Genomic DNA, 11,872 nt, shown 5'->3' on the forward strand with positions numbered 1-11,872 from the left:
CCAGGGGTTGAGGGCCACGGCCTGCTCCAGCGTGGCGGTGGCAGCGTCCAGATCGACCAACGGCTGATCGAGCTGAATCACCGACCAGTACAGCGCCACGGCCGCAGCCTCGCTGCCTGCGCTCAACAGCTGGCTGCAGTTCGCAAATACGGGCGGCAGCGGCAGCTGGGTCTTGAGAGCAGGATGCTGCAGCGCCTGGCCCAGGCCGCTGATCTGGCTGAGCATGCGGCTGCTGGGGCGCATGGGGCCGGGCCACAGCGACGCTGCCCAGTGCACGGCCTGCTGGCGACTGTGGTCCACGGAAGGGAAACGCGAATAGATGTCTTCCTGCCAGCTGAACCACTGCTCCATGCTGTCGGCCATGCTGACGATCGCGAACACAGCCACTTCATAGGCGGTGAGTCTGATGGTCTCCCGCGGCTCGGGGCCGTTGCGCTCGATCTGCAGGCTGCCGTCGGCGCCCAGCTCGCCTGCCAGCAGCTTTTGCACGAACTGGGTGCGGCTCATGGTGCAGAAAAGATAGACCAGATGCTCGGCCTGCTCCCCGACCAGGCGCTTGAGCTGATCGCGCTCGTTGCCGGCATCGAACTTGACCAGATCGACAAAGGCATTGCCGTAGACACTGTGCAGCAGACCCAGCTGGCGCACCTCCCTGGGTTGCTGCCACAGCGCCAGAGAGCGCGCCACGCCTGCCAGGTGGTGGCGAAAAGTACCGGCCTTGTGCCAATCCTGGCCCACGCCGCGCTCCAGTACCACGGGCAGCAGCGGCGCCAGATCGGCGTCACGGCTCAGCCACTCCTCGTCCAGCAAGGCCTTGGCGCGCTCGAACAGCGGCGCATCCAGTTGATTCCAGGGCTGATTCATGCGGTCACCATGCGGTTGTGTAAGCACCCTTGAAGGTCTTTTCCACAAAGGCCTTGACCTCGGGTGACTGGTAGGCCTTCACAAAGGCCTGCAGGCCTTTGCTGCTTTCATGACCGACGCGCGTGACGATGAGCACGGTCACATAAGGCGTGTTCACATCTTCCAGCGCCAGCGAATCGCCCTGGGGGGACAGACCGGCTGCCACGGCATAGCTGCTATTGACAGCCGCGGCATCCAGATCATCGAGGGCGCGGGCCAGCTGGGCGGCTTCGAGCTCGACAAACCTGAGCTTTCTGGGATTGGCCGTGATGTCCAGCACCGAAGCCCGCGCACCGGCATCGGCCTTTAGCGTGATCAATCCCTGCTTGGCCAGCACCATCAGAGCACGCGAGCCATTGGTGGGATCGTTGGGAATACCCACCCGCGCGCCGCTCTTGAGATCGGCCAGCTTTCTGACCTTTCTGGAGTACACGCCCATTTGCTGGTTCACGGCCTTGGCTACGGGCACCAGCTTGTAGCCACGATCCTTGTTCTGGGCATCGAGGAAGGGCTGGTGCTGATAGATATTGGCGTCGAGATCGCCGGTGGACAGCGCCGCATTGGGCTGGATGAAGTCGCCAAACTCCACCAACCTGACCTTCAGGCCCTGCCTGGCTGCAACCTGCTTGGCCACTTCGGCAATCTGGGCGTGGGGACCGGCCGTCACGCCAACGGTCACGGCCAGATCCTGGGCCTGGGCCAGCAATGCGGCAGGTACGAAGGCGGCAACCGCCAGGGCTTTTACGAGAGAGCGCTTGTGCACCATGGGCACCTTTCAAGACAAATCCGGGAAACTCAGGTCCGCCGAGCATGTGCACACTCAGGGACAGCAGCTTGAAACTTAACGCATAAAGCAAACCTCGGCAGCCAGGCTGGGGCCCGCCTCCATCACAAAGCGGGATGGCTGGCAGCGCGGCTCGGAAAATATCAATAAAAACCAGCCAAGTCCCTTACCCATAAAACGATGGAAGCTATCAAAACAGGAACACCTCAAGCACATCACATGCTTGACATTGAACTGCACTTGCAGGCTGACTGGTTTTTCCTGGCTGGAAGAAAGGCTGGCCGGCGTGGCCGGCCAAGTGCCGTACAACGCCCAAGCGCTGATGCGCCAGCGCGGTGCCCGGTATGAGAAAGCCTGGCTGCCCTTTGTCTCCAAGGTCGTGACGGACGGCAGGCTGGTGACGGGGCAGAACCCGCAGTCGGCCCGGGCCACTGCCCTGCAGGTGGCTCAGTTGCTGGGCTGAGCGGGCCGGCCCGCCGCCTCCCCGTCCCCCTCCCGCTCCAGCAAGCGCATCTGCGACAGCACGCGCCGAGCGTTGCTGGCGCAGTCCATGTCTTCAGGCCTGGCCTCGATCTGGGCGATCAGCTCGCCCAGTTCGGCTCTATTTTGCGTCAGCTGTGCCAGCATCAGATCGATGCTCTGCAGCTTGCGATGCAGTGTGGCCAGCAACTCGTCATGCTGCCACTGCTCCAGATCGCCCGGCAGCAACTGGCGCAGCTCCTGCAGGCTGAAGCCGGCCCGCTGCGCCGTGGCAATCAGCCTGAGCGCCAGCACCGCCTCCTCGGGATAGCTGCGATAGCCGTTGGCCTGGCGCTGGGCAGCGCTCAGCAAACCGATGCGTTCGTAAAAGCGAATGCGCGATGCGGCAAGACCTGTGCGCTGGGCGAGTTCTCCGATCTTCATGTCCGCCATTCTCGCGCAATCCGCGCTTGACCTTGAACCACGCTTCAAGCTTACGCTTGCGTCATTCCCGGTCGTCGAGGCCGGTGAAGCCTATGCTTCAAGGAGTGAAATCGCAGATCCATTCGGGTACCCATGGGGAGATCGCCTTGCGCGGCACTGTGTACGGCGATTTCTGCCTAGACAGCCTCGGAGGATGAACGGCCAGAGTTTTCAATGGAATAAACAGCGTCATTGAACTGTTTACAGCAGGTCAACCTCAAGGAGATCTCCATGACCCGTCTCGCTTCCTTCGCCACTCTCACCTCGGTGTTCCTGGCGGCCTGCGCCGTGACAACTGCCGCCCAGGCGCAGACGCCGGCTGCTGCCATGAATGGCGTGCTCGTTGGCCCCAACCAGATGACGCTCTATGTCTTCGACAAAGATGCCGCCGGATCCGGCAAGAGCGTATGCAACGGTGGCTGTGCCACGAACTGGCCGCCTCTGATGGTGGCCTCCGGTGCGACGGCTACCGGTGACTGGAGCTTGGTTGTCCGCGACAACGGTGATCAGCAATGGGCCTACAAGGGGCGTCCTCTCTATTACTGGGCCAAGGATGCCAAACCTGGAGACAGAACGGGAGATGGATTACTCAACAACAGCTGGCACATCGCCAAACCCTAAGCAATCAAGCCTGGATCATCAAAAGGAAGAAACAATGAAGCTCCGAAAAATGAAGCTCGCGCTGAGCTGTGCCATGCTGGTGCCGCCGGTTTTCACGCAGGCAGCCGAGCCGGAAGTGACGGCACCGCGGGTGGTCCAGGCCCTGGAAGCGACCTTTGGCGTTCACCAGGGAGAGCGCCGCAATCACATCAAGGGGAGCTGCGCGGTGGGCGAATTCACCGCTACCGCCGAGGCCGCCAGATATTCGCGCTCCACACTGTTTTCCGGCCAAGCCGTTCCGGTGATTGCGCGCTTCTCGCTGGCAGGAGGAAACCCCAGGGCGCCAGATGTTGCCCAAAGCGCGCGTGGAATGGCCCTGCAATTCAAGCTCCCGCAGGGTCAGGTGCACCAGATGTCCATGTTGAACACTCCCATGTTCGGCGCCGCCCACCCTGCAACATTTCTGGACTTGACCGAAGCTCAGCGCCCCGATCCAGCCACCGGCAAGCCGGATCCGGAAAAGCTCAAAGCATTCAAAGCCACCCATCCTGACAACCTGGCTCAGGCGCAATACCTGGCCAGCCACAACCCCCCCGACAGCTACACCCGTAGCGCATTCTTTGGCATTCACACCTTCAAGTTCATCAATGCACAGGACAAGGTGACTCTGGTGCGCTGGCGCTTCGTACCGCAGGAGGGAGAGAAGCCGCTAAGCAATGAGGCGCTGAAGACGGCTGGGTCGGACTTTCTGGAAACCGCATTGATCCGCAGCACATCAGAAAAACCGGCTCGCTGGGACATGCTGGTGACGGTCGGGCAGCCGGGTGATCCGCAGGACGACCCCACGCGATCATGGCCCGCACAGCGACCTGAGTTCAAGGCCGGCACCTTGACGATCACGAGCGCTTCGACTCAGAAAGGAGGCTTGTGCGAGCCGATCAACTTTGATCCGATGGTGATGGCCGACGGCATTGCGCCCACCAATGATCCGGTGCTCCGCTTTCGCTCCCAGGCCTATGCGGTGTCATTTGGCAAGCGCTTGAGTGGTCAATGAACTCCGAGGATCAAGCTCAGTACATTCCTCCTTAGGTTCCAGCAAGGCCAAAGTCAAGCAAAGGTGAACCTGGAAGGCAAGTTACCGGCCGATCTTCGACTGTCGTTGATCGGCCAGTAGCAGCCAATAGCGGCCACACAGTGCCGTGTCCCAGTCGCGTTGGGCATGTGGCACATACTTGAAGATGACGCTGCGATCTGAAAAGGGATCTTGCGCATATCACCCCTTCCACTCGGATGCGCAGGCCGTCTGGCCACTCGGTGCATTTCGCAGGCGGTTCAGAAAATTCAACTGGCTTCTGGCCGTTTGACTCCCCTTTGCGACGGCTTGCCGCAGCCAGTGAGCTGCCTCGCAGCGATCTGCCTTTACCGCAGCGCCGTACAAGGTTGGGCCGGCCAGAAGCACCCATGCCAGTGTTTCCTGCGCTTGTGCCTCGCCATCGCGGGCCGCCTGGCGCAGCAACGCGAGCATAGGGGCGTAGTCACCTGCAGTCTGGGCTTCCAAGGCCAGTTGAAATCGCTGTTCTGGGGTGGTTGCCATGTCAAAAGGCAAGGGGTTCGCCAGCGCCAGCGCGCCAGACAGGGTTGCTGCGATGAAAAAGCCATGTCCGGCATATCGGGCCCGTGTGGCAATTGAACGGAATTCGAATCGCATTTTTGTCTCCACTTGAACTGAGTGGACCCATCGTCGTAACAATCTCGCTCGCTGAAAATTGGGAATTTTCGAAGACGCCCTCAGGGCCACCCAGAGGCTGATTCGAACTGATGTATCGACCCAGCGAAAAGCCTGCACTGGACCGCCCCGGGGTTTTGAGGAGGCTTTAACTCATAAGAAGATGAATCGGCGGCAGTCCAGTAGCAGATACTGGCTTTGGAGTCGCCGATGCTGATGTAGCACTGAAGGACTGCAGGCATTGATCAAGGCGCAGCGAACGACAGCAACGGGTCGTGAACATTCCTTGGCGGCAGGCTGCTACCAGCCAGAATCCGCCACTTGCAGTAAGACTTGCAGTAAGTGTGGATTCAACCGATCGATGCAACGCATTCGTTGAACATCTCAGCCGGAGTTCTGTACCCCAAGGTCTTTCTGGGCCGCTCGTTTAATTTTCTCGCAATCGCATCCAACTCCTCCTGCGAGTAGCCCGAGATGTCAATGCCCTTGGGCAGGTACTGCCTGAGTAGCCCGTTGGTGTTCTCGTTCGCTCCGCGCTGCCATGGGTTCTACGGAACGCAGAAGTAGACTTGGATGTCGGTGGCCACGGTGAATCGCTTGTGTCCCGCCAACTCCGATCCCCGGTCCCAGGTCAAGAAACGGTAGAGCTCTTGCGGCAAGGTCTGTGCATGCCTGGCTGTTGGAGCACTCGTAGTTGGAATGATGGTTGAGTAACAAGCCTGCACGGCTACCGATAAGTAAAACTTGCAGATTGCTTGGAGAAGATAATACGATGACGACTGTCTTTGTTGCAAAAATTAATTTTTTCGGTGTGGGTGATATTTTATAAAGCTTATTTCTCGCTAAGCGTTAGCAAGCTCCTTTCATAATACAGCCTTTCATGATGGGATCTTTTATGGAAACACCGGATAAAATTTTAAATAATGGACTACCTCAAAGATAAATGTGTAGGATTTTTCGAGCAAAAAATATATGCGTTAATTGATTTGCACTTGCTTTATCTATCAAAGAGCCGAAAACAATCCTTGATGGATAGGAGTATTGTCGGAATAACTTCTGGCAGCGATGGGAAATATTTATTGCTCTTTTTCAATGTCAAATAGGTATTTTTATTCTTGAGTTAGTGGTTGATGCAATAATTTTTGCATTTTCTATAAAATAAGAAAGTTCCTGACTTGGGATAGAGTTTTTTCTAATAATGTAGGTATCAAGCATTGAATTTTTTATATCCAGAGGTCGAGACATGACAGCATATTTTTTATTTCCAAGGATATGCGATTCAGCTACTACTCCAACACATTTTCCTGCTGAAACTTGCGCCAACATAAACTCTGATGTGGCAACTCTGCCTGCGATAAATGGCTTTTGATGTGAGTGTGCAAGTACGCGTGCCACTTGATCTGAAAATCCAGTGCACCAACTTTGATCGCCTATAACCAATGGATAGCTTTTGAGCTTTTCCAGCGGTATCCGGTCATAATTTAGGAGAGGGTGGGATAGCGGCAGTGCCGCAACTAGTGGCTCACTCAAGACATGCTCCGCAACTAGCAATCTATCGGATATAGCCGTATGACAGAATCCCGCATCGTATATATCGCCATGTAGACCGGAAATAAGGTTCGACTCAGAAACCTCAAATAATCGAATGTCGACTCCCGGGAAATTTTCGTGGCATCTAGCCAGTAAAATTGGAAAGCGGTGAGAGGTTCCGAAATCGGCTTGAGCTATACGTAGCTGTCCTCGATATCCGCTCTTCCATGACCTGATGGCATCCTGACTTTGCTCTACAGCTGCGAATATTCTTGGAACATGCTCCAGAAATATTTTCCCAGCAGGAGTCAATTGGGTATTTCGTGTGCTTCTTGCGAAAAGATCCACATCCAATTCTTTTTCCAGCTCTTTGATAGTGCGAGACAGAGGAGATTGATCAATGTGTAGTTTTTCCGCAGCCCGTGAAAAGTGAAGTTCTTCCGCAACTGCTAGAAAGCAGCGCAAATGGCGAAGTTCCATAAGATTTCATTGCTAAATTAATTCTCTATCGAGCTGTGCAGGCGGGCGGTTCTAGGAGTGTTCCACTGTTCAAAATTAATAGCGTGGACAGAACAATCATTGAGCCGCCAACGATAACAGGAGGGTCCAAGACCTCACCCAAGAATAGTATGCCCCATACGATGCCGAAGAGCGGTGTAAGAAACGCGACCATCATCGCCCTGGCCGGACCGATGTCCCGAACCAAGCGAAAGTAGAGCAGAAAGCCAAGGGCACTGCTCAACAAACCTACTCCCATTACGTTGAATACTATCGTGCTGTCTATCGGGCCGGTAGGGGGTGCCGCTAACCAGAACGGCAATAATGCCATGGCGGCAAATATCTGTGCGCAGCCTGCCGAGCCTATCGGATTGACATGGGACGCGCAACGTTTGATGTAGATGCCAGCCCCTGCATACGAGACAGCTGCGAGCAGGCATGCGAACACGGAGGGCATGAATGCTGCAGACGTACTGGTCGGAAGACTGGCTCCAGTGATGGTTGCAACCCCGGCGATGCCCAGCAGCAGGCCTATTGCCTTGATGCGGGTAAATGCCTCTTTTAGCCAGACTGCGGCGAATACCGATCCAAACAAGGGCGTGGTGGCATTAATGATGGCGGAATAGGAGGCTGGGATGTGCTGCGCCGCATAGGAAAACAGCAAGAGTGGGACACCGACATTGAATGTTCCAATCACTGCATATTGGCACCAGTGCTGACGCCACTGCGGGCGAAAGCGGATGAGCAGGAAGTACAGCAGCAGTGCGCAACCGCCAACAGCTACGCGCAAGTCTGCGGTGACTACCGGCCCAAGCACTGGTGCGAGTACGCGCATGAAAATGAACGAGGCTCCCCATACTGCACTCAGGAGCAGCAGCCGTACCCAGTCACTGCTACTCACTTTGCTATCCTCGTTGAAAGAATGATGGCCGCATCTCTCGCGCTGAAACCTCTCAATGATACTTGCCTTAGCATGCCTTGCTCGCCTGCACTTCGGAGATGAAACCGTCGATGAATGCTTGCACAGAGGGAATGTCGTGAAGGCTATTTTCGATCTGCAGGCTGAAGAGGCTTCCGATAATGACGCCGTTTGCGCCATGCTTCCAGAAGTCTTGAACTTGTGGCACTTTACTGATCCCGAACCCGACAACGATAGGCTGAGTGGATACCTGACTCAGACTCTCAATACGTGTAAGAGCTTCCGTCTCAAAATGCTCATTGGTGCCAGTGGTTCCGAATCGACTGATCACATAGGTAAATGCGGATGAGTGCTTCAGCAAACTCACAGCACGTTCGCTTGGTGTATTGGGTGCGATCATCTGGATGCAGCCCAACCCAGTATCAGCGAGCTTTTGCATGTGCCATTCGCTTTCGTCGAATGGCAGATCAGAGCAGACAATGGCGTCTATCCCGATTTCTGAAAACTCAGCGTATGCCTCACTGCCGCGCATATACAAGAGGTTGTAGTAGAGAAGCAGGCCGATTGGAAGTGAGGGATACTTTTTCCTGATTCGGCGAAGCAGCGTTAAGCAGGTCTCGTAGTTTGTTCCCGCTTTCAGTGCTCGATGCATTGAGCGTTGATTAACAGGACCATCAGTGATTGGGTCCGAGAACGGAAATCCCAATTCGAGGGCATCGGCTCCCGCATCCACAGCTGTACAAATCAGCTCGAAGCTTGATTCTGGATTGGGATCACCTAGAGTGAAGAACGGAATGAAAGCCTTCCGCTGGGGATTTGCAAACAGCTGATTGAAGCGATTGGTCATGCGAGCCCCTTGATTTGCCAGTATTGATCCAAGTCCTTGTCTCCACGGCCCGAGAGGCACACGACAAGGTTGCTGCCAGGCGGATGATCCTGGCTGCTATGAATGGCTAGTGCCAGTGCGTGTGCTGACTCGAAAGCGGGGATGATCCCTTCGAGTTGGGACAGACGCTCAAAGGCCTCGAGAGCCTCTTTATCGCTGATGGCGACAAAGGTGGCTCGGCCGCTCTCCTGTAGCGCGACAAGTTCTGGCCCAACACCAGGGTAGTCCAAGCCAGCTGCGATTGAGTGCGTTTTGGTTATTTGTCCATCGCTGTTTTGCAGGAAAAGGGAGCGCATGCCGTGAAATACCCCCACCGCCCCCTGGGTCAGGGTGGCAGCATGCTTCAACGAGCCGTCTGCCAATCCGGCAGGCTCCGCGCCATACAACGCAACATCTGCATCGTTTTCAAACCCCGCATACAAACCCACAGCGTTGCTTCCCCCGCCAATACACGCATATACCGCTGCTGGTAATTGACCAGTCTGTTCGAGTATTTGTCGACGTGACTCCAAGCCGATGACGGATTGGAAATACTTGATCATTGAAGGATAGGGATAAGGGCCTGCAGCCGTCCCGAAGCAGTGGTAGGTACTTCCTACATTCGTGATCCAGTCCCGCATTGCTTCGTTGATCGCGTCTTTCAGGGTTGCGCCGCCCGTTTCAACGGGATGCACTTTTGCTCCGAATAACTCCATCCGCCTGACGTTTTGTTGCTGTCGCTCAATGTCCACTGCCCCCATGTAAATTTCTACAGGCAAATTCAAGGCGGCCCCAGTCATCGCCGTGGCAACGCCATGCTGGCCTGCACCTGTTTCAGCAATGATCCGGGTCTTGCCCATGCGTTTAGCCAGAAGTAACTGGCCAATGGTGCTGTTAGTCTTGTGTGCGCCGCCGTGCAGCAGATCCTCGCGCTTGAGATAGATGTGTCTTCCGAGTTGAGTCGACAAGCGGCTTGCGTAGCCCAAAGGCGTTTCTCGGCCCGCGAAATTTTGCAAGACGAGCCACAATGCCTTTACAAATTCCGGGTCGTTGCGAGCAGACTCAAATGCTTCTTCAACTTCAGTAAGCACGCTGACCAAGCTTTCCGACACATAGCTACCTCCATAGAAGGCGTTGGCCCCAAACCGCCTAGCCATCTCCACATTGGCAAACATTTCTATACCTTCGTAGTTAATTGGACGCATACCGCTTGCAGTCATGAAAAAGCCGAGTGGCTGAATGCGATTCGATATGCATGCGTTGGAATGTTCTCCCTCGGGCGGCCATCGTAGGTTGCAGGAGGGATGGATTAAGGCTAGTTAGGTCTTAGGGTAGGCTGTTTTTGCATAGCACTGGCTTTGCTGCATTACAGGGACTTCCCGTCAATGCAAGCACTGATCATTAACTTTGGACTGACCTGTCTGCCAAGACGATCCAGGTACTTGAAACGAGGAACAGACTGCACATCTACAGACGGAGTTAGGCACGAGGTGTGCGCCCCCAGAAACAAACCGCACAGCAGGGCTCCATTCAAATCTCGTGACGTCTTGCGACTCACAATGCAACACCCGCAGCAGCATCAGCTGGAGTGAACTGGCACATCAGGACTGTGTCACTCAAGCACAAGGCAGCGACAATCGCCTGCTCATCGACCAGGCTCTGTCAAACACCGTCGTCCAACCCCATTGGGTATGTGAGGTCCAACATGTCCCCAGCCTGCTAAGCCTGGTTCGGCGCGGAGTGGGCGTGGGCGCGGTCCCTCAGCATGCAATCAGCGGGACCGATCTCTGCGGCATCCCGTTGATAGAGCCGCAGGTACTACGCAGCATCGGCTTGATCTCGCGACGGGGCAAGGCGCTTTCTGCCATGGCTCAGGAATTCCAGAGGGCATTGCGACTGGTTCATACCCGGCAGCTGAACTAAGCACAAAGCTGTAGGTAGATGACTGCCTGACTAGCAACTGTTGGCTGAGCGCGCTGCTCCTCGCCCAGGCCAGCTCTCCTTCTGAGCTGGGCGGGAAAGCCCGCCATTCCTGCGCAAATTACGCTTGACCTTGAACCAAGCTTCAAGCTTACGCTTGCCTTATTCCCGGCCATCAAGGCTGGTGAAGCTATTCATCCAGGAGCAGGAATGCAGACCATATTGGGCGCCAACGGGCAGATCGCCACCGAGCTGGCGCGCGAACTCAAGCGCAACTACAGCGATGAGCTCAAGCTGGTGAGCCGCAACCCGCGCAAGGTACATGACACCGACCTGCTCGAAGCCGCCGATCTGCTCGATGCCGAGCAGACTGCCAGGGCCGTTCAGGGCAGCAGCGTGGTGTATTTCACCGCAGGTCTGCCTCCCGATACGCAACTCTGGGAGCAGCAGTTTCCGACCATGCTGCACAACGCTCTGGCGGCCAGCCGCGCTGCAGGCGCTCCATTTGTCTACTTCGACAACACCTATATGTACCCGCAGAACGCGCAACTGCAGACCGAGCAGACGGCGTTTGCCCCTGTGGGGCGCAAAGGCCGGGTGCGCGCCGCCATGGCCGAGATGGTGCTGTCCGAGATGGCGCGCAGCGAGATTCCCGTTCTGATCGCGCGCGCACCCGAGTTCTACGGCCCGGCGCAGACGCAGAGCATCACCAACACCTTGGTGATTGACAGGCTCAAGGCCGGCAAGACACCGCTGGCCCCCGTGCGAGACGACTGTCTGCGCACCCTGATCTGGACGCCCGATGCCAGCCGCTCACTGGCCTTGCTGGGCAACACGCCAGATGCTTACGGTCAAACCTGGCATCTGCCTTGCGACGATGAGCGTCCCAGCTACAAGCAACTGATCGACTGGGCCAGCCAGAGCTTTGGTCGCCCTCTCCGGTCTTCCCACCATCACCTGCTGCCCCGCTGGACACTGAGCGCAGCCGGCCTGATCTCCAAACCCGTGGCAGAGCTGCGAGAGCTGCTGCCCCGCTATGCCCACGACAATCTGTTTGACTCCAGCAAATTCAAGCAGGCATTTCCATGGTTTTCCGTTACCAGCTACCAGCAGGGGCTGGCGCTGATTGCCGATGAATTTCAGCAACAATCCCTTACTCAGACTGCGAAATCAGCTATCAAATAA

Annotated in this window: 12 protein-coding genes and 2 pseudogenes; 5 read left to right on the plus strand and 9 right to left on the minus strand. The window is 56.3% G+C overall.

Annotated features, from left to right (window positions below; all coding sequences use genetic code 11):
* Both AAIL66_RS14190 and AAIL66_RS14195 read right to left on the minus strand, forming a co-directional pair.
* The coding region (locus AAIL66_RS14190) for a DUF6817 domain-containing protein (protein WP_343497007.1) at window positions 1-864 on the minus strand (864 nt) is incomplete at its 3' end.
* A gap of 4 nt (window positions 865-868) precedes the next feature.
* Window positions 869-1,669, minus strand: a complete 801-nt coding sequence (locus AAIL66_RS14195; RefSeq protein WP_343497008.1) for a MetQ/NlpA family ABC transporter substrate-binding protein — start codon at window positions 1,667-1,669, stop codon at window positions 869-871.
* A 262-nt stretch (window positions 1,670-1,931) separates the two neighbouring features.
* Between AAIL66_RS14195 and AAIL66_RS14200 the strand changes: the two are divergent.
* Window positions 1,932-2,150, plus strand: a pseudogene (locus AAIL66_RS14200) (type 1 glutamine amidotransferase domain-containing protein); the annotation flags it as partial.
* On the opposite strand, the gene AAIL66_RS14205 reads toward AAIL66_RS14200, so the two are convergent.
* On the minus strand, window positions 2,135-2,590 hold the full coding sequence (locus AAIL66_RS14205; protein ID WP_343497009.1) for a MerR family transcriptional regulator: 456 nt from the start codon (window positions 2,588-2,590) through the stop codon (window positions 2,135-2,137). The pseudogene AAIL66_RS14200 and the gene AAIL66_RS14205 sit on opposite strands and share 16 nt — an antisense overlap.
* A 270-nt stretch (window positions 2,591-2,860) precedes the next feature.
* On the opposite strand from AAIL66_RS14205, the gene AAIL66_RS14210 reads away from it, so the two are divergent.
* Entirely contained in the window at window positions 2,861-3,250 is a 390-nt protein-coding gene (locus tag AAIL66_RS14210; protein ID WP_343497010.1) for a hypothetical protein, read from the plus strand.
* 49 nt (window positions 3,251-3,299) lie between these two features.
* The gene (locus tag AAIL66_RS14215; protein WP_343497086.1) at window positions 3,300-4,283 is read left to right on the plus strand and encodes a catalase family peroxidase; all 984 of its coding nucleotides are present in this window, start codon (window positions 3,300-3,302) and stop codon (window positions 4,281-4,283) included.
* 219 nt (window positions 4,284-4,502) lie between these two features.
* Here the strand turns inward: AAIL66_RS14215 and AAIL66_RS14220 are convergent, their stop codons facing one another.
* The 6 genes and pseudogenes from AAIL66_RS14220 to trpB all read right to left on the minus strand — a co-directional run bounded on the left by AAIL66_RS14220 (window position 4,503) and on the right by trpB (window position 9,942).
* The gene (locus AAIL66_RS14220; protein WP_343497011.1) at window positions 4,503-4,937 is read right to left on the minus strand and encodes a sel1 repeat family protein; all 435 of its coding nucleotides are present in this window, start codon (window positions 4,935-4,937) and stop codon (window positions 4,503-4,505) included.
* A gap of 368 nt (window positions 4,938-5,305) precedes the next feature.
* Window positions 5,306-5,620, minus strand: a pseudogene (locus AAIL66_RS14225) (IS30 family transposase); the annotation flags it as partial.
* 430 nt (window positions 5,621-6,050) lie between these two features.
* A complete protein-coding gene (locus AAIL66_RS14230) occupies window positions 6,051-6,965 on the minus strand; it encodes a LysR family transcriptional regulator (RefSeq protein WP_304349220.1) in 915 nt (304 codons plus the stop codon).
* Window positions 6,966-6,990: 25 nt separating this feature from the next.
* Window positions 6,991-7,884, minus strand: a complete 894-nt coding sequence (locus AAIL66_RS14235; RefSeq protein ID WP_343497012.1) for a DMT family transporter — start codon at window positions 7,882-7,884, stop codon at window positions 6,991-6,993.
* Between the two features lie 67 nt (window positions 7,885-7,951).
* Complete coding sequence (gene trpA, locus AAIL66_RS14240; RefSeq protein WP_343497013.1) at window positions 7,952-8,749, minus strand: tryptophan synthase subunit alpha; 798 nt, start codon at window positions 8,747-8,749, stop codon at window positions 7,952-7,954.
* Window positions 8,746-9,942, minus strand: coding sequence for a tryptophan synthase subunit beta (gene trpB, locus AAIL66_RS14245; RefSeq protein WP_343497087.1), 1,197 nt, complete (start codon window positions 9,940-9,942; stop codon window positions 8,746-8,748). Before trpB ends, trpA begins: the two co-directional genes overlap by 4 nt.
* A gap of 364 nt (window positions 9,943-10,306) precedes the next feature.
* Between trpB and AAIL66_RS14250 the strand changes: the two genes are divergently transcribed.
* Both AAIL66_RS14250 and AAIL66_RS14255 read left to right on the plus strand, forming a co-directional pair.
* Window positions 10,307-10,690, plus strand: a complete 384-nt coding sequence (locus AAIL66_RS14250; protein WP_343497014.1) for a LysR substrate-binding domain-containing protein — start codon at window positions 10,307-10,309, stop codon at window positions 10,688-10,690.
* Between the two features lie 207 nt (window positions 10,691-10,897).
* Entirely contained in the window at window positions 10,898-11,872 is a 975-nt protein-coding gene (locus tag AAIL66_RS14255; RefSeq protein ID WP_034409849.1) for an NAD-dependent epimerase/dehydratase family protein, read from the plus strand.

It is taken from the genome of Comamonas sp. F1-6, assembly GCF_039581415.1.
GTDB lineage: Bacteria > Pseudomonadota > Gammaproteobacteria > Burkholderiales > Burkholderiaceae_C > Comamonas > Comamonas thiooxydans.

Bases quoted from the DNA above. Each gene is read 5' to 3' on its own strand.
- trpB (WP_343497087.1), bottom strand. From the start codon at position 9,942: ATGTTTGCCAATGTGGAGATGGCTAGGCGGTTTGGGGCCAACGCCTTC.
- AAIL66_RS14230 (WP_304349220.1), bottom strand. From the start codon at position 6,965: ATGGAACTTCGCCATTTGCGCTGCTTTCTAGCAGTTGCGGAAGAACTT.
- AAIL66_RS14210 (WP_343497010.1), top strand. From the start codon at position 2,861: ATGACCCGTCTCGCTTCCTTCGCCACTCTCACCTCGGTGTTCCTGGCG.
- AAIL66_RS14255 (WP_034409849.1), top strand. From the start codon at position 10,898: ATGCAGACCATATTGGGCGCCAACGGGCAGATCGCCACCGAGCTGGCG.
- AAIL66_RS14205 (WP_343497009.1), bottom strand. From the start codon at position 2,590: ATGAAGATCGGAGAACTCGCCCAGCGCACAGGTCTTGCCGCATCGCGC.
- AAIL66_RS14220 (WP_343497011.1), bottom strand. From the start codon at position 4,937: ATGCGATTCGAATTCCGTTCAATTGCCACACGGGCCCGATATGCCGGA.
- AAIL66_RS14195 (WP_343497008.1), bottom strand. From the start codon at position 1,669: ATGGTGCACAAGCGCTCTCTCGTAAAAGCCCTGGCGGTTGCCGCCTTC.
- AAIL66_RS14215 (WP_343497086.1), top strand. From the start codon at position 3,300: ATGAAGCTCGCGCTGAGCTGTGCCATGCTGGTGCCGCCGGTTTTCACG.
- trpA (WP_343497013.1), bottom strand. From the start codon at position 8,749: ATGACCAATCGCTTCAATCAGCTGTTTGCAAATCCCCAGCGGAAGGCT.